The 21,545-nt window shown below is 42.4% G+C and carries 21 protein-coding genes and 1 tRNA gene; 10 read left to right on the plus strand and 12 right to left on the minus strand.

Annotated features, from left to right (window positions below; genetic code table 11):
- Window positions 1-67: 67 nt before the first annotated feature.
- Window positions 68-928 carry an aldo/keto reductase gene (locus ACWQAU_RS13395; protein WP_003643521.1) on the minus strand — a complete coding sequence of 287 codons (861 nt, stop codon included), beginning with the start codon at window positions 926-928 and terminating at the stop codon, window positions 68-70.
- A 140-nt stretch (window positions 929-1,068) separates the two neighbouring features.
- Between ACWQAU_RS13395 and ACWQAU_RS13400 the strand changes: the two genes are divergently transcribed.
- The 3 genes from ACWQAU_RS13400 to ACWQAU_RS13410 all read left to right on the plus strand — a co-directional run bounded on the left by ACWQAU_RS13400 (window position 1,069) and on the right by ACWQAU_RS13410 (window position 3,054).
- Complete coding sequence (locus tag ACWQAU_RS13400; protein ID WP_003643522.1) at window positions 1,069-1,821, plus strand: threonine/serine exporter family protein; 753 nt, start codon at window positions 1,069-1,071, stop codon at window positions 1,819-1,821.
- A 12-nt stretch (window positions 1,822-1,833) separates the two neighbouring features.
- Window positions 1,834-2,295: a threonine/serine exporter family protein gene (locus tag ACWQAU_RS13405; protein WP_003642992.1), complete on the plus strand. Its 462-nt coding sequence runs from the start codon at window positions 1,834-1,836 to the stop codon at window positions 2,293-2,295.
- Between the two features lie 444 nt (window positions 2,296-2,739).
- Window positions 2,740-3,054 carry a hypothetical protein gene (locus tag ACWQAU_RS13410; protein ID WP_228402968.1) on the plus strand — a complete coding sequence of 105 codons (315 nt, stop codon included), beginning with the start codon at window positions 2,740-2,742 and terminating at the stop codon, window positions 3,052-3,054.
- A 207-nt stretch (window positions 3,055-3,261) separates the two neighbouring features.
- Here the strand turns inward: ACWQAU_RS13410 and ACWQAU_RS13415 are convergent, their stop codons facing one another.
- The 4 genes from ACWQAU_RS13415 to ACWQAU_RS13430 form a co-directional block, all read right to left on the minus strand.
- A complete protein-coding gene (locus ACWQAU_RS13415) occupies window positions 3,262-4,089 on the minus strand; it encodes an undecaprenyl-diphosphate phosphatase (RefSeq protein WP_003642994.1) in 828 nt (275 codons plus the stop codon).
- A gap of 147 nt (window positions 4,090-4,236) precedes the next feature.
- A complete protein-coding gene (locus ACWQAU_RS13420) occupies window positions 4,237-4,755 on the minus strand; it encodes an O-acetyl-ADP-ribose deacetylase (RefSeq protein ID WP_003643523.1) in 519 nt (172 codons plus the stop codon).
- A 1-nt stretch (window position 4,756) separates the two neighbouring features.
- On the minus strand, window positions 4,757-5,329 hold the full coding sequence (locus ACWQAU_RS13425) for a TetR/AcrR family transcriptional regulator (protein WP_003642996.1): 573 nt from the start codon (window positions 5,327-5,329) through the stop codon (window positions 4,757-4,759).
- Between the two features lie 31 nt (window positions 5,330-5,360).
- Window positions 5,361-5,684, minus strand: coding sequence for a membrane protein (locus ACWQAU_RS13430; protein ID WP_003642997.1), 324 nt, complete (start codon window positions 5,682-5,684; stop codon window positions 5,361-5,363).
- A 248-nt stretch (window positions 5,685-5,932) separates the two neighbouring features.
- Here ACWQAU_RS13430 and ACWQAU_RS13435 point away from each other — a divergent pair, with 248 nt between their 5' ends.
- On the plus strand, window positions 5,933-6,901 hold the full coding sequence (locus ACWQAU_RS13435) for a DUF1002 domain-containing protein (protein ID WP_003643525.1): 969 nt from the start codon (window positions 5,933-5,935) through the stop codon (window positions 6,899-6,901).
- A 96-nt stretch (window positions 6,902-6,997) separates the two neighbouring features.
- Here the strand turns inward: ACWQAU_RS13435 and ACWQAU_RS13440 are convergent, their stop codons facing one another.
- The 3 genes from ACWQAU_RS13440 to ACWQAU_RS13450 form a co-directional block, all read right to left on the minus strand.
- Window positions 6,998-10,405 carry a WxL domain-containing protein gene (locus ACWQAU_RS13440; protein WP_033608026.1) on the minus strand — a complete coding sequence of 1,136 codons (3,408 nt, stop codon included), beginning with the start codon at window positions 10,403-10,405 and terminating at the stop codon, window positions 6,998-7,000.
- Window positions 10,406-10,449: 44 nt separating this feature from the next.
- A complete protein-coding gene (locus ACWQAU_RS13445) occupies window positions 10,450-11,484 on the minus strand; it encodes a DUF916 and DUF3324 domain-containing protein (RefSeq protein ID WP_003643000.1) in 1,035 nt (344 codons plus the stop codon).
- A gap of 61 nt (window positions 11,485-11,545) precedes the next feature.
- On the minus strand, window positions 11,546-12,355 hold the full coding sequence (locus ACWQAU_RS13450; RefSeq protein WP_003643001.1) for a WxL domain-containing protein: 810 nt from the start codon (window positions 12,353-12,355) through the stop codon (window positions 11,546-11,548).
- 301 nt (window positions 12,356-12,656) lie between these two features.
- Between ACWQAU_RS13450 and ACWQAU_RS13455 the strand changes: the two genes are divergently transcribed.
- Entirely contained in the window at window positions 12,657-13,394 is a 738-nt protein-coding gene (locus ACWQAU_RS13455) for a helix-turn-helix transcriptional regulator (protein ID WP_003643527.1), read from the plus strand.
- 481 nt (window positions 13,395-13,875) lie between these two features.
- Here the strand turns inward: ACWQAU_RS13455 and ACWQAU_RS13460 are convergent, their stop codons facing one another.
- Together ACWQAU_RS13460 and ACWQAU_RS13465 are read right to left on the minus strand one after the other, a co-directional pair.
- Window positions 13,876-14,379, minus strand: a complete 504-nt coding sequence (locus ACWQAU_RS13460) for a MarR family winged helix-turn-helix transcriptional regulator (protein WP_003643528.1) — start codon at window positions 14,377-14,379, stop codon at window positions 13,876-13,878.
- Between the two features lie 160 nt (window positions 14,380-14,539).
- Window positions 14,540-15,178 carry a TetR/AcrR family transcriptional regulator gene (locus ACWQAU_RS13465; protein WP_003645533.1) on the minus strand — a complete coding sequence of 213 codons (639 nt, stop codon included), beginning with the start codon at window positions 15,176-15,178 and terminating at the stop codon, window positions 14,540-14,542.
- Between the two features lie 337 nt (window positions 15,179-15,515).
- Here ACWQAU_RS13465 and ACWQAU_RS13470 point away from each other — a divergent pair, with 337 nt between their 5' ends.
- The 3 genes from ACWQAU_RS13470 to ACWQAU_RS13480 all read left to right on the plus strand — a co-directional run bounded on the left by ACWQAU_RS13470 (window position 15,516) and on the right by ACWQAU_RS13480 (window position 19,052).
- Window positions 15,516-17,177: a phosphoenolpyruvate carboxykinase (ATP) gene (locus ACWQAU_RS13470; RefSeq protein WP_022638664.1), complete on the plus strand. Its 1,662-nt coding sequence runs from the start codon at window positions 15,516-15,518 to the stop codon at window positions 17,175-17,177.
- 101 nt (window positions 17,178-17,278) lie between these two features.
- Complete coding sequence (locus tag ACWQAU_RS13475) at window positions 17,279-17,476, plus strand: LBP_cg2779 family protein (protein ID WP_003643006.1); 198 nt, start codon at window positions 17,279-17,281, stop codon at window positions 17,474-17,476.
- A gap of 172 nt (window positions 17,477-17,648) precedes the next feature.
- Window positions 17,649-19,052: a glutamate decarboxylase gene (locus ACWQAU_RS13480; protein ID WP_027821649.1), complete on the plus strand. Its 1,404-nt coding sequence runs from the start codon at window positions 17,649-17,651 to the stop codon at window positions 19,050-19,052.
- Between the two features lie 131 nt (window positions 19,053-19,183).
- Here ACWQAU_RS13480 and ACWQAU_RS13485 read toward each other — a convergent pair whose 3' ends face one another.
- On the minus strand, window positions 19,184-20,251 hold the full coding sequence (locus tag ACWQAU_RS13485; RefSeq protein WP_013356016.1) for a C40 family peptidase: 1,068 nt from the start codon (window positions 20,249-20,251) through the stop codon (window positions 19,184-19,186).
- 325 nt (window positions 20,252-20,576) lie between these two features.
- Window positions 20,577-20,912, minus strand: coding sequence for a hypothetical protein (locus tag ACWQAU_RS13490; protein ID WP_003645529.1), 336 nt, complete (start codon window positions 20,910-20,912; stop codon window positions 20,577-20,579).
- A 115-nt stretch (window positions 20,913-21,027) separates the two neighbouring features.
- Between ACWQAU_RS13490 and ACWQAU_RS13495 the strand changes: the two genes are divergently transcribed.
- Both ACWQAU_RS13495 and ACWQAU_RS13500 read left to right on the plus strand, forming a co-directional pair.
- The gene (locus ACWQAU_RS13495; RefSeq protein ID WP_003643535.1) at window positions 21,028-21,399 is read left to right on the plus strand and encodes a hypothetical protein; all 372 of its coding nucleotides are present in this window, start codon (window positions 21,028-21,030) and stop codon (window positions 21,397-21,399) included.
- A gap of 53 nt (window positions 21,400-21,452) precedes the next feature.
- Window positions 21,453-21,525, plus strand: a tRNA-Ala gene (locus ACWQAU_RS13500).
- The last annotated feature ends 20 nt before the right edge of the window (window positions 21,526-21,545 follow it).

Below are 21,545 nucleotides of genomic sequence, written 5' to 3' on the forward strand. Positions count from 1 at the left end.
GACAATTAGGTGATTAGCCAAATAAAAAGGATGCTGCCAGTGGCTGCATCCTTAATAACGATGAAACTTAGAAATTAACTTGATCAGGATCATTAGCTAACCCGGCAACACCGTGGAAACCATCAATGACCTTCATATCATCATCGCTGAGTTCGAAATCAAATAATTCCGTATTTTGTTTAATCCGATCCGCATGAACTGATTTTGGTAATGGTAAGAAACCGTGTTGTAATGACCAACGTAGCACAACTTGGGCAACGCTCTTATCATACTTATCAGCCAACGTCTTTAATTCTGGGATACTGAAGATCTTACCAGTACCTAATGGACTATAAGCTTCTGATAAAATGTCATGTTTGCGGTTGTAGGCCACAACTTCATCTTCCATATCACTAGGATTGAGGAAGATTTGGTTAACGGCTGGCACAACCTTGGCTGTCTTAAGCAGCGCGTCTAAATGCTTAGGACGGAAGTTAGAAACCCCGATAGCCCGTGCTTTACGTGCCGTGTAAGCTTCTTCCATTGCCCGCCAAGTATCGGCGTTCAATTGTTCCCAATTGTCGCGCATTGCGGCTGGGTTTGGCCAGTGGATCAAGTAGAGGTCAACATAGTCCAAACCTAACTTAGCCAACGAGGTATCCAGCGCCTTCTTGGCAGCGTCATAGCCATGGTCGGCATTCCATAATTTGGTCGTGACAAATAGGTCTTCACGTGCCACACCACTATCGGCAATAGCTTTACCAACACTTTCCTCGTTACCATAGGCCGCCGCCGTGTCAATGTGCCGGTACCCCGCCTTTAATGCGGCTAATACGGAATCGTAAGCAACCTGACCATCAGGTGTTTGCCACGTTCCAAAACCAACAATCGGAATCTTAGTGCCGTTATTTAACGTGTACGTATCGGTGAGTTTAGTCAATGCAGTCATCAAAAATGCCTCCAAGAATTTATTTGTTAAGATAATTCTACCCATAACCGACCACTTCCGGCAAACATTCTGTTCCAAACTAATGACGATACGCAAAATTCGTGAGAAAATATAAACATTCTGATGTGGGAGGGGTTTTGATGAGCGATACGGCAGTTATGTTAAAAACCACGTTATTGGCCGGCGCCATTTTGCTAGAAAATGGGGCTGAAATCAAACGAGTTGAAGACACGATGCAACGAATTGCAACCAACGCGGGCTACCCTGACGCGCAGGTCTTCGTACTGTTAACAGGGATTACCGTCTCCTTGCCGGAAAATGCCACTAGCGAAGTGCGAGCAATCCATAATCGGGGTATGGACCTTGAAAAAGTGGATCAGGTCAACAGCCTGTCACGGCAGTTTGCTAATCACGATATTGATTTAACTGAATTTGCCGCAGCCCTCGAACGGGTCAATCAAGCCGTACCGACCTTCCCATTCAGCTGGTTATGTCTAGCGGCCGTTGTCGTTAGTGTGCCGTTGATGGTCGCCTTTACTGGGCGGACAACTCCTGCCGACTTGATTACTTGTGGGCTAGCCGGGTTGGCTGGTTTTGCTGCCTTTTATTGGATCAATCGGCTGGGGTCAATTCGGTTTCTCAGCGAATTTATGGGCGCTTTTATTATTGGTCTAATTACCCTACTCGGCTTTTATCTCACTAACGGTCATTATCATCCCGACGCCATCATTATTGGCGCTGTGATGCCATTAGTGCCGGGTGTCGCCATTACTAATGCCGTCCGTGACACAATGACGGGTAACTTGCTGAGTGGTCCTGCCCGCGCTGTAGAGGCCGTTTTATCCGCGTGTGCGATTGGTGTTGGTATCGCACTGACTTCATTTTTCTACTAAAGGAGGCGTGACATGCTACATTGGCTCTTAACAACCGGTTTATTTCAAATTATCTTAGCTTACTTAGCTACGGCTGGTTTTGGGGTACTTCTCAATATTCCGCGTCGCGCCGTTAACCTCAGTGGTTGGGTCGGTGCTGCTGGCTGGTTTACGTATGAGATCCTCTATCACATCCTGCCATTAGGAATCGACGCCAAACTTGCGATTGGTAACCTCGTCGCAGCTATCGTGATTGGCGTCGCTAGCGGTATGGCCGCACGCTACAAACGAATGCCGATGATCATCTTTAATATCCCTAGTCTGGTCCCACTGGTTCCTGGTGGCCAGTCTTATCGAGTCGTTCGTAACTTGGTCACTGGTCAACCAGACTTGGCCTACCAGTACTTTGTACAAGTTGTCATTATTGCTGGCGTGATTGCAATTGGCTTTCTCGTCGCTGAATTTATCAATCGCATTACTTTACACTTTGTTTAATCAGGAAAATCAGCTAGTGCATCTTTGTCGGTTAGCAAAATGACACCACGTTATCTTGATTTGCAGCTGTTAGACTTCTTAAATGATTAGCAAAAAAATAGATAACGCCTTTTACTAAGTACTTACAATAAAAGTAAGTTAATAGGTCTAATATAGTTCAAATTGTGGGCTTATAAGCCTGCAACATTTACAATAATAATTGTATTTAACCCGAGATTTTCTAACTTGGAGGGAGAAAAGCTCAATTTATTATTTAGATACTGACAAAATAAGCTTAGAGAAAAAGAAAAATACCCTTGGTAAGATTGGCATAAAATTATTACCTTCATTAATATTTTTCAAAACTGAAAATTCAATTAAAATACTGCCTAATTACGATTCTACAGCTGCAATTTCAATGTGGTTGCGAAGCCTTAAAAGGTAGTATACGAGGAGAATACTACAATGAATACTAGGTCTAATCATCTCATCGAATGGCTGCTCACCTTATTATTAATAATCACAATTCTGATAAATGTTGGTTGGTTTATTTTTCGATATGGCGGTCATTACTACTACATGAAAATATCGAGTAGTACCGGAACTTCCCCAATTACACTACCGGTCAATGTCTCAGCTACTGGGTATCAATACCAAGGACTAGCAACTAATTCTAAGGGCGAAAAAAGTATCTTCATTTTAATACAGTTGCTGCTGATCCAGCCCCATTCAAACGCGGACAAATTGTCAGAATCACATTCAATCAAAGGTACGGCGTAACCAACTATAAATTAGTTCATCGGTAACACGATTACTTCAAAAAAGCCGTCATAACGATTGGTCTATCACTTATCCAATCGTTATGACGGTCCATCCATTACTAGAATGATATAATCTAAAAAGTCAGCAACTAATTTATAGTCGCTGACTTTATTTATTCATGATATTTGCGGCAACAAGCTTAGCCAAAAGTGACGCTTCTAGTATTTAATGAATCAACGTAAAGTAGCCAATCACAAGTACCCCCAGGACAATTCGGTACCAACCGAACGCCTTGAAGTCGTTTTTCTTGATGTAATCCAACAAGAAACGAATCGACAAGTAAGCGACTATGAAGGACACGATCACCCCAACGGCTAAGACTGCTCCTTGCAAACCAGCTAAAGAACCACCGTGAGCAAAGAATTTCACAAGCTTCAGTAATGACGCCCCAAACATTGTTGGAATTGCCATGAAGAATGAAAACTCAGTTGCGACGTAGCGTGAAGTTCCAATCAAGATAGCCCCTAAAATGGTTGCACCGGAACGTGAAGTCCCTGGAATCAACGAGAGCAACTGGAAGCACCCAATGAACAATGCCGTCGTATAAGGTAACGTTTGTAGATTAGCGAAGCGGGGTGTTAAGCGCTTATTATGATTTTCAATCACAATGAATAGGACCCCATAAATAATCAACGTGGCAGAAACGACCGCCCAATTCATTAAATGTTCGTCCATCCAATCATTTAACGGTAGCCCCACGATCACTGATGGAATGACCGCTAATAACACCTTACTCCAGAGAACCCAAGTATTTCGCTTTTCCGTGGTATCCTTGCGTGGTGACAACGGATTTAGTTTATGGAAATACAGGACAACGACCGCCATGATCGCCCCTAATTGAATCACAACGTTGAACATATCCGTAAACTGCGTGGACTGTTGCATCTTGATAAATTCGTCAACTAGGACTAAATGCCCCGTTGAACTAATTGGTAAGAATTCAGTAATCCCTTCAACAATCCCCAAGATTACCGCTTTAAAAATATCTAACACAATGGATTCCTTTCTTGTTGGCAATGATTATCGCTTGATAATCCCAATACATAAAGATTTACGACCATCCCCGATGACCGGTATATCAACATTATAGCAAGCAGCTACTCAAGATAGTAGCGTCCATGTGTATTTTTTTGGTAAAGATTAATTTGTCAGCGCTACCAACGCCGTACTAAATGCATTTTGTGTTTGGTCATCAAAACAAACAATCGTGATTGTCTGAACCGTGTGGGCCGTTGTCTGCGCGGTTGCTTGTAACGTTTTTAACGCTAACGGCGCTGCAATCGATAGCGGAAAGTGATAGACGCCGGTACTGATTGACGGAAAAGCAACCGTTTGACAATGATTCTCAGCGGCCAAATTCAGACTGTTGCGATAACTATTCGCTAACAATTGTAATTCGTTATGTTGCCCACCTTGCCAAACGGGGCCTGGCGTGTGAATGACATACTTCGCCGGTAGTCGAAAGCCCGGCGTAATCTTGGCTTCACCAGTTGCACAACCGTGTAATGGGCGACAGGCCGCCAGTAACTCCGGTCCCGCTGCCCGATGAATGGCACCATCGACGCCGCCACCACCAAGCAAACTTGTATTGGCCGCATTAACAATTGCATCAACGGTCATTTTGGTAATATCACCGTGAATGACTTTAATCTCAACCATCTTAAACTGCCCCCATAATCAGATTAACGCTCGTTTGAGCCTGTTGTTTTAGCTGTGCCCCACTAGGATCCTGTTTTGCCAATAGCTGAATGCCGCTGCGAACCTGCATTAAACTTGCTGCAGCCTCAGCGACCGTGGTCGGTAAGGTTTTAGCCTGCGGTGAAAGTAAACCGACGAGTCGGGTCTGTAAATCAGCATAGATCGTTTGCAATTGGGCCATCAAGGACGCATCCTGCGACCCAATCTCGGCCATCAGGTTCACCATCAAACATCCTGCTGGCCACCGTTCACTCTGAAACGGCAGTCGCAAACAAGCCGCAATTAAAGCGGGCAATGGTGTTTGCCGCGCCCGCTCACGTTGAATCAATTGATCAAGTTGTTCATCTAACGTTATTTGATAGCGTTCAAGTGAACGGCGTAACGCAACCCGCTTACTGTGATACTGGCGATAAAACTGCGTTCGTGACAACTGGCTAACGGTGAGCAAGTCGTCAACTGTCGTTTGATAATAACCACGCTGCCAAAATTGAATCATCATTGCTGTTTCAACCACTGATGCGTCCTTAACAACCATGCTAAACCCTCCTGAACCTAACGCTACTACATTAATCAGCAATTAAATACTGAATTCCGCGAATAATCGACCATAAGTAGCTAGCCACTGCGACTAATCCAAATACCGCTAAAAGAACCACGGCCAACCAGCCACTATTAACGATACTGTCCATATAAATACCGCTAACGCCTAAAATAACGAGCAGTGTAATTCCTAAAATTGTCGGCAACAAATGTAACCAAAAAGCCCGTCCTGCAACCCGATGTGCTTCTGGATTAGTACTCGTCAGCAACCAAACAATTAATGGAAATAAAACTGGTAAGAATAAAATGCTTAAATAGCTCAACGCGTTAATCACCCGATTTTGTGTCATTGTTATAACCTCCCCCGATATTTATTTCGAGTATAGCGAAAGTCTGGTACTTCGGCAAATAATAAACAAATTGTTAAAATACTTAGGACTCTCCCAAGGTTACGCGCCGAATGTTAACTTACGACCACGATCTGCTATAATAATGACATAACCTAACCTTGCAATCGCTAGTTGCCACTGTACAACCCGGGAGCGAACGGTTCATGTTAGGATTTAGGTGCATTAGTTAAGATGCGGAGGAAAAGAAAATGACGAAACGAATGAGTTTCAAATTTAAATGGGTTGCCCTCGTTGCCACCCTGATCGTTGGGATTGGCAGCTGGCAAGTCCTTGCGCACGCTGACAGTAGCAGCGATGAACCAATTGTCACATTAGGCAGTAGCCTGACTAGCAGTCAAAAGACTGGGACGATCAACACGTTAACGGCTAGCTTGAACGGTGCCGATTATCAGACGCTAACTGTTAACGGCGATACTCTAGTTAAATACCTCAACCCATCCGGTGAAAGTTTCACAAGTAGCTCAGGTGTGTGGTCCAGTGCGATGATTCAAAAAACAAGTTCTGGTTCTGGAATTAATGTCAAAATTTTAAATTATAATGGTAGTAATAACATCACCACTATTACGGCTAACCAGTATAAAAACGCCGCACTAACGGCTGGGATTACCGATGCTAATATTTACGTCACATCAGCTACTCCAATCGACGGTTCGGGCGCACTAGCCGGTGTTTACGCAGCGTACGCAAAATCTGGTAACAGCTTAAACACGAAGCAAGTAACCGCCGCCCAAGATGAGTTAAGTACTCTCAGTGGCATCACCCAAGCAAATAAGAGCAAGGATGGTTATACTGATTCCCAGTTGAACAACGCTGTGGCTGGTGCCAAAAAGGAAATGGCCCAAAAAGGAAGTAACATCACTAAAAACGAAATCACGACCATTGTCAATCAACAAATTACCAATAACAATTTAACAAATGTCATTACTAATAATCAAAAGACTGAAATTATTAATTTGTTAGTCAAGATCCGTGATTCAGGTGCATTAGATTCTTCAAGCTTTAAGACTCAAGCCAACTCGTTGATGAAGAACATTCAATCAAATGCCAAGGGTGTCTTCAGCAAACTCAATACTAAAGAAAATCAAAACTTGCTCCAAAAAATGTGGAGCGCGATTGTTAACTTCTTCAGCTCTATTTTCAAATCAATCTTTGGCTAATTATTAATCTCGGATACTCAAAATTGGACGACAAAACCGCAATCAGTTTTGTCGTCCAATTCTTTTTAAGCCTTGAAGCATACCATTAAATAACGATCACTGGCTTGGCAAACTATTCAATTGCCAAGTGATAGTTCCAGAATAATTTTTAGCCATCACACGACCACCCTTGACGTGCAACGCAACGTTATTAACATTCCAAATTTGTTGATTAGTCCCGACGCCTTGTTGACTAGTCGTCCCAGCTATTAACGTTTGTTGGGTAGCACCTGGGGTTAACTTAATCACGGCTGGTAAGGTTGCCTGATTTTGGTCAGTTGCCGTAACCCATTTACTAGTACTAGCATTCAAATATTGCGCTGTTCCTGATGTTAACGTCACGTAACTACCCGTCATGGTCGTCCCATCAGTAGCTGTCAACGCTGATAATTGGGCCGTCAATTGCCAACCACTTGGGGTGTCCCGTGTATCAGTCACTTGTGTATACACACTATCCTGCCCATTTTTCTGACCACCAACTGTTGCATACTTCTGTCCATCAGTAGCAGTAGCCAATTGGTCTTCAGCGGCTGATGGTGACAACAATGGGTACGCTGTATCCATTGTTGGAATGCTGTGCTGTCCAAAGTTCAAATGTGTAGGTACAGCGTCCAACGATAATGGGCCCAAATTGTTCGTCCCGCCAGTCCCAGGCTTGCTAGGATCATCAGGATCAATTGGATTGACGATTAAATCCTTAGCTACTGTAAATATCGGTGCTGGTTGGAAAGTCGCATCATGATACTGCTGCCCATTTGGATAACTATTAGGATCAGGATTACGATTTCCTAGACTATCAGCCATATAAATAATAATCTTGTCACCAATTTTTAACGATAATCCGGTTAAGTTCAGTGACCAAGTCCCATTGGCATTGACAACCGTTTTGACATTAGTTTGAATCTGCCCATTCAATGCTAATGTGACCTGCGCACCTGGCTCTCCATTTTGACCACTCACCGTTCCTGTTGAAACTCTAATGGGGTCCGGTGATACCATTGTGGCCGGATTAGGCGGCGTCACATCAACCACCGTCCCGGTAGCCGTGACCGTCGTTCCACTGGTATTGCTAGTCGATGCTGTGACCGTCGTTCCAGCTTTTAAAAAGGTCCCGACATTAGCTGTTGCGTAGCCATTACTATCAGTTTGGGCAGTGATTGTTTTACCATTAACGCTATAACTCACGGTTAATTGCCCTGCACTAGCATACTGTGGAATATAATTAACCGTTCCGTCATCTTGAACACCATTAGTATCGGGAACCATCGCCACAATGACCCGGGTCCGCAGTTGCTGATCCGCATCCGTTAACTTGGTTGTCCCATCATACGGATTACTGAATGCTAATTGTGGCTTCTGGTTAGTGGCACTAATCCGACGCATTTTAGAAGATAAATAATTACTTTGCAAATTACTATCCGTAGCTGTTACCGCTGAACCCTGTTGTAATAACTGAGATACGTTGCTATACGAATAATCCGCACCACCCGTAACCGATGAAGCTAATTTCCACAAGCTAATATTACTATCTTGGATTTCAAAAGTGCCCACATTATCTTGGTTAATCGAACTAGCCGCTGCAGTCGTTCCAGTTGAGCTATTACGTAAATCCAAGTTGTTCGGATTAATAAATCGAACAGTAGCCAAACGCGCGTAATTTCCCGAAATAAGCGGTGCTCCCGTAGCAGCAATTACATAAATATTGGCACCACTACTACTTTGAATCGTCGAAGTTGCATTATCAGAAAAAGAGATTGGCGATTGACTTCTAGCTAGTGACGTTAGATTAACGGTGCTACCAGTATCCGCGTAAAAATTACGATGATATTGTGACCCATAAAAGTACTTGTTAGAGTATGCATTTCCTGGAACGCTAGCATTAAACGTGGCATTTTTACCCACATTAATACTTTCATACGCATCAAAAATAACCGGATAGGTAGTATAGGCGGTTGACGTAGAACTAGCAGGTCGTCGAATACAATTTAGCGTCGCGCCTTCTTCAACATTAACTTGCCGATTACCAGTTCCTTGATAGTCATAAACAAACCAGATAAATGAATTATCATCACCATTGGCTATTTTCGATCCAGTGAATATCTGTCCAGCAGCTACATCAAGGCCACCACATAAGATGTTTTCTCGAACCGTTGTTACTCGGCAATTGCCGGTAATATTGACTTGGTTCCCTTGCGCACTGACAAATCGCCGACTTGTGTTGGTATAACTAGTCCCACTTGGGACCGTAATATTACTAACATTAAATGTCCAATTCAAAGCCCCTCCGGCACCATCGCCACCGGTGGATGAGCCAATCAAACCCGCATCATTTCCAAAAGATCCGATTAATGATGCAAAATTCATAAAGGTCGCTGTATATTTCGTACTACTGGTAGCACCGTTGTACCTAGTGTGAAACCCAGCAGATCCAGTATTAACGCTATGTCCATTCCCATTCACAATAATATTACCGGATAGTCGTGAGTCCAAAGACCCTGCAGCGGCAGTCGGATTACTAATATCAGCCGTAATATTAATTTCATCAACACTCACATTCTTCCAAGCATCGACTAATTGAGACCATGTACTAACATCAACCACATTCGAACTCAGCTGAGCTAACCGAGTGACTGGTATTAATGGACTAGATTTGGCACTCGCAGTTGCTTGCTTAGTTGATGCTGATGAGAACACTTGACTAGCAGTGGATGACGACGAGATGCTGGCCGAACTATCAGTTGTCCCACCCGCAGATTCCGTGACCGCTGACGATTGACTAGCAGCAGTTTCTTGTGAAGGCTCGCTACTGCTAGCACTCGTTTGGTTTACCGCCTGACTTGAAAGCGTCGTTGCAGCTGAACGTGAACTGTCCAAACTTGCTGCTGATGATGTCGCTTGTCGACTTGACGATGCCGTCGAACTATTTGTATCGGTTGCCGCTGAAGAACTAGCTGAACTCGTACTGGCCTGATCAGCCTGCGTTTGTGGTTGCTTAATCTCGACATTCAACGCCGGCCCTTTTTGATCATCGGCTACAGCAACTAACGCCAGTTTTTCTGCTTTAACAGCTGTTAATCTAATTGGTACCTTCGTTTGCGGATATTCATCTGACCACTGAACCGTTATCCTGCGCTTATCAGGATTGTACGCAACTGTCAGATGCTTAGCCGTAATTGTAAAGGCACCATTATCCCCCGTTGTGTACTGACTATCATCGAAAACCCGTTTTATTTGCTTAAACTCCTCTGGCCCATCTAAATTAACCTCGTTCGGTAAATCAATCGTATTTATTTTAGAGGCCGTATCACCAACCTGTAGTTCAACATCAAAATGTTGATTCGTTAAAATATTATCGCTAGCCGTTGATTTTGCAAAAGTTAACTGTGGTAACGTAGCTGCTTGAGCGGTCATATCAGCGCCTAAGCTTACCGTTGCACCAGCGGCTATGACTTGTAACAATACCATCAATATGACAACAATTGCTCTTAGCTTTTTGATAGTATCACCCCTTAGCGCTTATTTTGACGCCGTTTAATTACCCAGAATATGATTAAAGCAATGAGCAATAATACTAACAACACGATACCAATCAACCAACCCCAAGTAGTTGGAGACGTGACGTTAACAGCATCCGTAGCGCCAACTACAAAATCTTGCTTTAGCGACCAGACATGCGGCTTAGCGAACTTTTCATCCGTAGTTCGATACTTGACGTATAGAGTGTAAGTCCCAGGTAAAATGATCCCCCGATTAGTACGCCACTTTAACGGTAAGTCAAAGTTAGAATTAGGAGCCATCGAACTACTTTTTAGATCAGCCACCGCGAGCTTTTTGGTCTGCCCAGCTTTGCTAACGTAGGCAGTGACAGTCCCTTTTCCTAGAATTGAAGCGTGGTAATTTTGAATATTACCGATAACTGTCTTGATGCCACTCCGCTTTTTTAATTGAACATCAGCCAAGCGTAATTTTGGCAATGGATCACGATTTGACGTTAGTTTGATCCCCACATTGTAGGCATATTCGCTAGTTAACGTCGCCCCCTTGGTTTTAAGATGTTGATCTGCAATTTTAACTTGCCAACTTCCTAAAATAATCCCTTTGTTCAATTTCGTTGGCGTTTTTAACTGTGCCCGCACGATCCGTGATTTATTAGCTGGGATCGTCGTTTCCTCATTCGGTACGGTAATAATATCAGCTAGTTTTACTTTTAAACTAGTGTCATCATTCAGATTAGCAGCACCATAATCAATAACACCTTTCGCATTAGTATACGATTGTAGGAATTGATTTTTGACTTTAATTTCATGATTTGAGCGATTATTAACACGCATCGCTAACGAATATGTTCTCTTCGGTTGAATTTTAAAATCCCAATAATAAGCGTCCTTTGATAATTGTTGCTTTTCATTAAGCATTGGCTGAACATCAAAAGTTACCGCATTATTGGCCGTGTCAGCAGCATGGCCAATCACAGTCATACCAGCCAACAAAGTCATTATTAGGGTTAACATCCCTAATAATAGCTTCTTATTCCAGCCGTTCATAAAAGGGCCTCCCTTCAAAAAAACGAGTTAACTATTCAACATAGCCACTCGTTTTCGTTCATTAAGCCGTTGGTGTCGAGTTCAATGTCCAAACAATATTCCCTGAATAATTCTTAGCGGCTGCGTGACCACCTTTAACATGTAATTGCACATTATTAATATTCCAGTATTGTTGGTTGACCCCCATACCTTGACCGTCACCAACTTTAGACCCTGCCGTGGCTGTTGCAACATCGGTTGTCGATGAAGCGCCGGCATTGAGCACAATTGGTGTTGCAACGGTTGCCTGGTTCGCATCCGCCGCAGTGACCCAAGATTGTTGATTAGCTTCCCCTGTCAGATATTGTGGTGTCCCACCACTTAAAACAACTGACGCGTTCGTTAACACTTGGCCGTCAGAAGCCGTAATATCAGAAAGCTGTGCCTTTAATTGCCAGCCAGCACCAGTCCCCCGTGAGTCAGAAACTTGCGTGTAAATGATATCATTACCATTTTTCTTACCACTAGTCGTCACATTTTGGGTCTTATCATCATTAGCTGTCGCAAGGCTCTCCTGACTAGCATCTTTTGAAAGTAAAGTGTAGGCCGTATCAACATTAGGTTGCGTATGCGTCCCAAAATTAAGATACGTTGGTACCGCATCTAACGAAAGTGGCCCGTTGTTCCCAGTACCACCGCCGCCAGGATTATCCGGATTGTCTGGATCAACAGGATTAGTCGAACCACCGTTAGACGTAAACGAAACATCTGCTTGAGACTTTCCAGTTGAAGGCAAGGTGTCCGCGGAAGCTCCTAAATTATTGAATGATAAACAAGCAATACTGGCTACTGAAACCAGCATAGCTGCTTTGAGCGTACGTGACTTTGTCATAAGTCAATTCCCCCTAAAATTTAATTAGCATATTAATCTTCTTCATCAATAGCGCGTAATACCTTTTTGTACAAACATATTAATATTTAAATCAATATTATAAATTCACCTTTATTAATAAACTTTTAGCAAACTAATTGACGAAGAATATTTATATGTCTATACTGGATAACTTAAATCAGTCATTATCCTTGAACCAATTAAAGCATACCAATTAAAGTTAATCAAGTACACTATTATGTACGTTTACTATTTGTATAAAATTCACTATTTTTGTAACTTATGGGGGAGGAACTGTCCATTGAATTTTCCAGAGCTCAAACTTTCTCAAACAGAACGCGATTTCAATTTTGATTTTGCTATATTGGAACATGATTTAAGTTATTTTTTCGAAAAGCGTTGTCTTGACTACGCCTTGGAACATATCAATAGATTTAATCACAAAATCAAGGATAACTTATACAACGTCCGCCCACTCATTCTAAAAGAAGCCTTAATTTCACTAACCTGTGATCTAGCAAGTGTCAGCTTTTATCATTATTTGAACATGATCACATTCGTTAACTTAAGAAAGGACATTTTGCATTACCTCACAACAACAACACTAACGAATGATGATTTTATGCCACTTTTAGAGTCAATCGTTAACAATTATTTTAGCAATCTTGATACACTTGATATTCCAATTGATGGTACCCGCCTCTCTAAGCAAGTCGCGCTAGTTGTCTATTATATTGATAATCATTGTGATGAGCCATTAAGAGCAAATACCATCTTAGAAGAACTGACGTTAGATCCTGAATACACTAAGCGTAAATTTCGTAAAGAACTAGGGTTTACCATCAACTTCTACATTCGCCACGCTAAATTACAGCGAGCAAAGCAATTATTAATTAATACCCATCTTCCTATAGGTGAAATTGCAGAAAGAATCAACTTCTACAATAGCGCCGAATTTGCACGCCAGTTTCAAAAAGAATTCGATATTACTCCGAGTAAATATCGCGAGTTGAATCAAATTTTTTATAAAGAAGAATAAATAGGATATTTACTTTGTACAATAAAATATTTTTTTGTGTTTTAAAATTCGCATATAAGTTTAATCACTCTTAAACTTGATATTAATTCTGCAATATCAAGCAAGCTCCTAACCAAACCTTGAACGCGCTATTAGGTTAAAAGGCAACCAAAGTTCATATGAGTAAGACGAGTATTTGTCCGCTCGTCTTATTTATACAAATCACCCAATCAATGTGACTACTATACAAACAGTAAGCGCTCACTTTTTCCAAAAATAATTACTAATAAGTCTTATTTTAAGTACAAGCACGGATTATATCTGATAGCGCAAACAACCAGCTTGACACCTATTACCATCGAGACTTCATAGCACCTATCGTCTTGATCATTTCCGAATCACGATCAGTGGTCATTAATGATTATAAAAACAACCCTGTTAGCACCAAAAGACGCCAACAGGGTTGTTTTTGTAATTATCTTTAATTGTAACTGACACTCAATTAAGCTTCAGCCCGCTTCAAATCAGTATCAGCATACGTTGTCTTTTTAGTTTGCTTGCTAGCATCTTCATTAACAAACTTGTCCATAAACTCTTCAACCAAGTTCAAAGTCTGATATTGTTTAGCTAAACTGAAGCTTTGACGCCATTCCCGGTTGCGTTGAATCAATTCAGTAAAGACTTCATGTTCAATCCGAGCGCCTTCTGGTGTTAACTTTAAAACTTTGTTACGACGGTCATGGTCTTCAGCTTCTTGATATAAGTAATCTTTCCGTAATAAGCGACCAATTAAGCGTGAGATTGCTGAACGCGTCACACCGTGACTTTCGGCAATATCCATCAGACGGATCTTACCTTTTGCTTCAGCAATATCATATAAAATGTAAAATTCATCCAAAGTAATCCCATGTTCCGTTGCAGGTTCAGCAAACATATCTGATAAGTTTTTAAAGCCATGTAAATACATATGGCTAAAGCGATTAAAAAATTCCATATCTTCATTCATTATTCAAGTCTCCCTTTCACTAGTCGAATTATCATTAAATTCCCAATCATAATTCGCCCCATACTTTTTTCATAAATTAGTAAGCGTCGTTTATCATTTCCCCGCTTTAAAGTGTACTAGTATATTTTACGAAATACAAGTAATTTAGATTACTTTAATATTAAATTTTTATTTCAGTACTCAAGTCAAGGGTCGCGTGTTTATGCAGATACGTGATGAATTGCTGATAATAATAGTCAGTATTATACTTGGCTGTGCTCAAATAAATTTGATCAATTTTCTCAGTATTCTCACCTAATAACAAGTAAAACGCTTGGTCGATATTTTCTGCAATCATGCCAACACTAGCTCTTAGAATTTTACGCTTGAAAAAAACAGCCATACCACCAGATAACGCGAAGTTCAACGCGTATCTAATCATAGCAGCTTCACCTTCTACGCCGATAGCTTCTAGCCAGTCTAGTGTCACTAGCACCATCTCAGTCGTCAGTTCCGGACTCTCGAAGATGTCCTGAATAAAGTGTTCCATGGTCGGATTTTCATCTAACATCCGCAAAACAAAGCTCATTTGAATCATTGTTCGCTGATACGAAGACAGCATGGTCAGCTGTTCATTACTATAGATAAAAGCACTAAGCGTCAACTCATTTAACATCGTACTTAATAAAACGATTTTCTTCGGGAAATAGTGTTGTAGCAACGACTTACTGATATCACAGGCAATGGCAATGTCCTTCATCTGAACGTTCGCATACCCCTGCTCGGCAAACAAGCGAAACGCTGTATTAACAATCTCCATTCGCCGTTGCGTGTTCCTTCTTCGTGGCAAGAAAGGTGCCTCCCTATCACTGATTTTCAATCATTCTCTTTTAATAAACTATACTAATATAGCTTTGAACGCAAGTGATAATTTAATTGGAAAGTTAATTAATAACAGCCTCAACTATCAAAATGATCATTACTTATCAATAAAATCCGCGAGTACTTCCAACTACAAGTTAGTTAACAACCACTGCGGCTTAACGTCTTAATCGTCTAAACGCACTAGCAGCTATTCATCAGCCAAAAAAGAAAACGCTTTCTTATGTGAAAGTTTGTGCTAAAATTAACTTATCAACTTGCAGGGAGGCTACAATATGAGCACTAAAAATTCTTATCAATTAGCCGATATCGGTCGCCATAATCCGATCTTTTCACAGATCCGTTCTACCGTCGAAACGGCCTTTTACGGTAATAATATGCACCACGTTGATGATATCGCTGCCGCTTACCACCGCGCTACTAAGGACCCCGGAACCGTTATTACGGACCTCCCAATCTATCGCGCAACGGATTTAGGCTTACCAGCTGATGCAAAAATGTTGATTGCCAATACGGGTAAGGTTGTTGGCCGAACCGCACAAGCGCGCCGGATTCTAGGCAACCCGGGCGTTAGCGAAGCCGATATGGCCGGTCGCCTACGCCAAGCACTATTTGCTAGTGCTCACAAGGACTTCATCACGACGGACGTTCTGGTCGGTTTAGACGAAGACTTCATCGTGCGGGCCCACCTCGCGATTCCGGACGGTTTTGCCAATAATCTACTTTCTTACATGCTTAACTTCCAGCCCATCACCGCTGCTTATCAAGAAATGTTCGATCGGTCCGTTGCTTATCCAGAAGGCGATATTTACATTTACGCTGACCCTACTTACCATGATCCAGATTATCCAGACGGCCTGGCTATTTTTGATCCGCAACATAATACGGCTGCCATTCTAGGAATGCCATACTTTGGTGAGTTGAAGAAATCGACTTTGACCTTAGCTTGGTCGATCGCCCATCGTCACGGCTTCGTTGCTTGTCACGGTGGCTTGAAGGCCTTCCACTTCAAGGACAAGCAAGACCAAGTCTTCGCCATGTTCGGGTTATCAGGTTCCGGTAAGTCAACACTAACCCACGCTAAACACGGCTATAAATACGATATCACCGTTCTCCACGACGACGCCTTTGTCATCAATCGCAAGGATGGTAGTTCCGTGGCCCTCGAGCCTTCTTACTTTGACAAAACCAACGACTATCCGATGACGTCCGATGAGACCAAGTATTTTATGACGATCCAAAACGTCGGCGTCACCTTAGACGATCAGGGTCGCAAGGTCCTTGTCACTGAAGATCTGCGCAACGGTAACGGCCGGACGATCAAGTCACGGTACGCTTCGACTAACCGGGTTGATAAGGAAGCCGCTCCCATCAATGCAATCTTCTGGATTATGAAAGATGATAGCTTACCACCCGTGATTAAAGTAGATGATCCCGTATTAGCAGCGACATTCGGCGCCACTTTAGCGACCAAACGGAGCTCGGCCGAAAATATTATTGGTAATGTCGACCGTAACGCCCTAGTGATCGAACCATTTGCAAACCCATTTAGGGTCTATCCACTATCAGAAGATTACCATGATTTCAAGGCACTCTTCGAAGAACGCCATTTAGATTGTTATCTATTGAATACTGGCTTCTTTGGCGATAAGAAGATTCCTAAGGAAGTTACCTTGGGTGCGCTGGAAGCCATTGTCAATGATACGACCGAGTGGGAGTCATTCGCAGGCTTGGAGCACATGCAAAACCTAAAGTTAGCTGATTTCCCAGTTGATTATGCCAATGCAGACTACCGTAACTTGGTCGCCACTCGTTTAGGAATTCGGGCTAACTTCATTGATCAATATCAACACAACAATCATGACCAGCTTCCCCATGAGATTATTGATATTCTGGTCCACCTACAAGATCAATTAAAACAACCAATTACAAAATAGGATGGCATTCGTTCCCCGCTTCAGACCAATTAAGGTTATAATAAAAGTAGCAGGTATATGGCACTGAACTTTTACGAATTCTAAAAATCGGGGTGAGGAGCATGGAACTACCATTAAGTCAATTATCAGAAAAGCTCATCAGTTTTGAACGCGAGCACCATCTTACAGATAACGACCTTGCGTTTGGCAGTCAATTATCAGTTGAACGGATTCACAACATTAAATCTGGTGAAGCAACGCCAACTCAGGAAGAATTGCAACTGTTGAAGAAATTCATGAATAGCAAAGCCAAAGCTTAACTGCTAGTTCAGCGATAAAGCCTAATTGGCGCAAAGATCCTCACTAAAAACTGGTCGTCCATTCGACCAGTTTTTTTGTTACCTACCATCCAGATTGCATTTTAATTTACCCTGTTATCACCTCGTGCTATACTCGGCACAACTTATAAAGATAAGGGTGACCAACATGGCAATGTTATACGGTAAACACAATCATGAAGCTGAAGAATACTTGGAACCAGTCTTTGGTGCGCCTTCTGAACAACATGATCTTCCTAAGTATCGGTTACCAAAGCATTCATTATCCCCTCGAGAAGCCGATCGCTTAGTTCGTGATGAATTATTAGATGAAGGCAATTCACGACTGAACCTGGCAACTTTTTGTCAGACCTATATGGAACCCGAAGCCGTTGAATTGATGAAGGATACGCTGGCTAAGAATGCCATCGACAAATCTGAGTACCCCCGCACGGCCGAGATTGAAAATCGGTGTGTGAACATTATTGCCAATCTGTGGCACGCACCTGATGACGAACACTTTACGGGTACCTCTACGATTGGCTCCTCTGAAGCTTGTATGTTAGGCGGTTTAGCAATGAAATTCGCCTGGCGTAAACGCGCTCAAGCGGCAGGTTTAGATCTGAATGCCCATCGACCTAACCTCGTTATTTCGGCTGGCTATCAAGTTTGCTGGGAAAAGTTTTGTGTCTACTGGGACGTTGACATGCACGTGGTCCCAATGGATGAGCAACACATGGCCCTTGACGTTAACCACGTCTTAGACTACGTGGACGAATACACAATTGGTATCGTCGGTATCATGGGCATCACTTATACCGGTCAATATGACGACCTAGCCGCACTCGATAAGGTCGTTACTCACTACAATCATCAGCATCCCAAATTACCAGTCTACATTCACGTTGACGCAGCGTCAGGTGGCTTCTATACCCCATTTATTGAGCCGCAACTCATCTGGGACTTCCGGTTGGCTAACGTCGTTTCGATCAACGCCTCCGGACACAAGTACGGTTTAGTTTATCCCGGGGTCGGCTGGGTCGTTTGGCGTGATCGTCAGTTTTTACCGCCAGAATTAGTCTTCAAAGTTAGTTATTTAGGTGGGGAGTTGCCGACAATGGCGATCAACTTCTCACATAGTGCAGCCCAGCTCATTGGACAATACTATAATTTCATTCGCTTTGGTATGGACGGTTACCGCGAGATTCAAACAAAGACTCACGATGTTGCCCGCTACCTGGCAGCCGCTCTGGATAAAGTTGGTGAGTTTAAGATGATCAATAACGGACACCAACTCCCCCTGATTTGTTACCAACTAGCCCCGCGCGAAGATCGTGAATGGACCCTTTATGATTTATCGGATCGCCTATTAATGAACGGTTGGCAAGTACCAACGTATCCTTTACCTGCTAATCTGGAACAACAAGTCATCCAACGAATCGTCGTTCGGGCTGACTTTGGCATGAATATGGCCCACGATTTCATGGATGACCTGACCAAGGCTGTCCATGACTTAAACCAAGCCCACATTGTCTATCATCATGACGCGGCACCTAAGAAATACGGATTCACACACTGAATCATCACGTTATTTTGATAAAATAGTTAAACTTCAGAAAACAATTATTATCACTCGTGTATACAAAAAATAGCACCATCCAGATTCTGACGAACCGGGATGATGCTATTTATCCATTTAAGGGATATTAATTACATGTGGATAGCAAAGCTTGGTGTGTAGTAAGCTGTGCTCTTAATTGAAACAGTTTCACCATAAGTTGGTGAAGCGATGTATTGGCCACCGCCTAAGTAAATCCCAACGTGGTAAGGTGCTGAATCAGAACCCCAGAAAATCAAGTCGCCAGCTTGGGCTTGGCTGAATGATACGTGAGTACCAATCGTAGCTTGAGCATATGTGGTCCGACCGATTGAACGACCAACCTTAGCAAAGGCAGCTTGCGTGAATGCAGAACAATCCATTTGTTCGTAAGGTGTGCCAATGAAGGTCTTAGCAGCAGCAATTACTGAACTGTATGATGCAGTTGAACTAGTCGTTGATGTACTAGTTGATGCTGAAGCACTGTAGGCCGTTGCAGTAGCAGTCGTTGTTGATGAACTAGTCGTGTTACTTGCAGTTGAGCTAGCTTGTGAGCTCGTTGAAGTAGCAGCTGATTGCGTACTAGTTGCAGTCGTGCTAGTAGACGATGCTACTGAAGTTGAGCTTTGTGATGCTTGTGAAGCTGAACTTTGGCTAGCTGAGCTTTGTGAAGTTGCTGAACTAGTTACAGCACTTGAGCTAGCTTGTGAAGCTACTGAACTCGTTGAAGCACTTGAAGTGACACTGCTTGCACTAGCAGTTGAAGTGCTACTTGATTGAGCAGCTACTGAGCTACTTGATACTGCTTGGCTCGTACTACTTGCACTAGTAGTTGATGAGCTGGTAGCAGCAGCGCTAGTAGCTTGTGAACTAGTTGAAGTTGCGGCACTAGTTGACTTAGCACTGCTTGCACTAGCAGTGGTCGTCTTAGTCGTAACCTTTTCACCAGTTTTAACGCCAGGAATATTGATGGTTTTACCAGCAATAATTAAGTTAGGGTTGCTTAAGCCATTAGCTTCAGCAATCTTGTCAACAGAAACATGGTACTTTTGTGCGTACGCCCAAACAGTATCCCCTGCTTTGATTGTCATTGAATCGGCATTGGCAACTGCTTGACTAGTAACTAACATACCAGCTAAAGCAGCAGTTCCTAACATCACTTGTTTAATATTTACTTTCACTTTAATAATGATCACTCCAAAAAGAATGTCACGTATGTACTTCAAGCCAACGTCTATACTACTCAATTTGTGTTACATACCAATACCAGCAAAATAACAATATGTTACGAAAGTTACAAAACCGTAACAATAATTAGCCATCGTAACATTTTCGCGCTGAAACCCTATCATACCGGCATCGTTTTATTACTAAAATTTGAAACTATTTAGCAACTTTGACGAAAAAAAGTTATTTTTATTTTAAAAAGCCGAATTTCCAGTGACAATTCCTGGAAATTCGGTTAAATTTCAATTTAATTACGACCAAACGTTCGGCTAATTTGGACTATTTAGATATTCGTTGGCGATGATGCGTTCGCGGTAATCCTAATAGCCATCGAATATCATTACCCGTAAAGTTCAACTTCAAGAATTCGCCACTTTGTCCCTGTTGATACATGGTCGGTAATACCTGGTCTTGCAACTTGATCACTTGCTGTGCGATCTCTTCGTCAAATAAATATTGCCGTGTCGCGGCAGCAATTTCACCGACCGTAAAAATCTGAGCAGCATTAGCAAATATCTGCTCTTTGCCCAGCGCCAACTGGGCTTGTTTAAACTGGGCGTAGGACTGATCCAAGACTTGGCCTGCTTGAGTTTCCAATGCGGTTACTGTGGTCATGATGCGCACCTCCTAAATTTATCCCTATTGTAACCGCCACCGCTGACTTTGACCACGCTAAACCATGCTTTTTAAATAAAATTTGCTATACTAAAATGACAAAGGGGAAATTAACTTGACGAATACAGACAATCGTTATTATCAACCAACCGACATCAAAGATGCACTTCAAACAATCCAAAAATTATTTAATACTTATACCGATGCCCCATTAACACCCGAATTAATGGCCTACCATCAAAAATTAGTTAATCAGTTAGCTACTAATTTATTACCACTAGCACAACAACAACATGACAAATTACGGATCACCCAAATTAATTCAATGATGGCCGTTATGCAAGATTGGCTAAAATTAAGGCTGAATGGTCAAGTCTTCGGCGGCAAAATGCAACACTTCAAGTTTGTCAGCAACCAAAAAGCACAGTACAAACGACGAGTGCATAAAATTCGTGGCAATCAAAATCATCGTGCTAGTCGCCATTGATGACCAAACTAGACTTGCACGACTAGCATTTTGCGGTATACTAAAAGTGTATTGGGCCCTTAGCTCAGTTGGGAGAGCGCCTGCTTCGCATGCAGGAGGTCGTCGGTTCAAATCCGGTAGGGTCCATTTTAATAGACATCAAAAAC

Source organism: Lactiplantibacillus sp. 3062, assembly GCF_055413545.1.

What these genes read in the sequence shown, in the direction of transcription:
- ACWQAU_RS13395 (WP_003643521.1), bottom strand. Translation starts at nt 928, where the DNA reads ATGACTGCATTGACTAAACTCACCGATACGTACACGTTAAATAACGGC.
- ACWQAU_RS13400 (WP_003643522.1), top strand. Translation starts at nt 1,069, where the DNA reads ATGAGCGATACGGCAGTTATGTTAAAAACCACGTTATTGGCCGGCGCC.
- ACWQAU_RS13405 (WP_003642992.1), top strand. Translation starts at nt 1,834, where the DNA reads ATGCTACATTGGCTCTTAACAACCGGTTTATTTCAAATTATCTTAGCT.
- ACWQAU_RS13410 (WP_228402968.1), top strand. Translation starts at nt 2,740, where the DNA reads ATGAATACTAGGTCTAATCATCTCATCGAATGGCTGCTCACCTTATTA.
- ACWQAU_RS13420 (WP_003643523.1), bottom strand. Translation starts at nt 4,755, where the DNA reads ATGGTTGAGATTAAAGTCATTCACGGTGATATTACCAAAATGACCGTT.
- ACWQAU_RS13425 (WP_003642996.1), bottom strand. Translation starts at nt 5,329, where the DNA reads ATGGTTGTTAAGGACGCATCAGTGGTTGAAACAGCAATGATGATTCAA.
- ACWQAU_RS13430 (WP_003642997.1), bottom strand. Translation starts at nt 5,684, where the DNA reads ATGACACAAAATCGGGTGATTAACGCGTTGAGCTATTTAAGCATTTTA.
- ACWQAU_RS13435 (WP_003643525.1), top strand. Translation starts at nt 5,933, where the DNA reads ATGACGAAACGAATGAGTTTCAAATTTAAATGGGTTGCCCTCGTTGCC.
- ACWQAU_RS13440 (WP_033608026.1), bottom strand. Translation starts at nt 10,405, where the DNA reads ATGGTATTGTTACAAGTCATAGCCGCTGGTGCAACGGTAAGCTTAGGC.
- ACWQAU_RS13445 (WP_003643000.1), bottom strand. Translation starts at nt 11,484, where the DNA reads ATGAACGGCTGGAATAAGAAGCTATTATTAGGGATGTTAACCCTAATA.
- ACWQAU_RS13450 (WP_003643001.1), bottom strand. Translation starts at nt 12,355, where the DNA reads ATGACAAAGTCACGTACGCTCAAAGCAGCTATGCTGGTTTCAGTAGCC.
- ACWQAU_RS13460 (WP_003643528.1), bottom strand. Translation starts at nt 14,379, where the DNA reads ATGAATGAAGATATGGAATTTTTTAATCGCTTTAGCCATATGTATTTA.
- ACWQAU_RS13465 (WP_003645533.1), bottom strand. Translation starts at nt 15,178, where the DNA reads ATGGAGATTGTTAATACAGCGTTTCGCTTGTTTGCCGAGCAGGGGTAT.
- ACWQAU_RS13470 (WP_022638664.1), top strand. Translation starts at nt 15,516, where the DNA reads ATGAGCACTAAAAATTCTTATCAATTAGCCGATATCGGTCGCCATAAT.
- ACWQAU_RS13475 (WP_003643006.1), top strand. Translation starts at nt 17,279, where the DNA reads ATGGAACTACCATTAAGTCAATTATCAGAAAAGCTCATCAGTTTTGAA.
- ACWQAU_RS13480 (WP_027821649.1), top strand. Translation starts at nt 17,649, where the DNA reads ATGTTATACGGTAAACACAATCATGAAGCTGAAGAATACTTGGAACCA.
- ACWQAU_RS13490 (WP_003645529.1), bottom strand. Translation starts at nt 20,912, where the DNA reads ATGACCACAGTAACCGCATTGGAAACTCAAGCAGGCCAAGTCTTGGAT.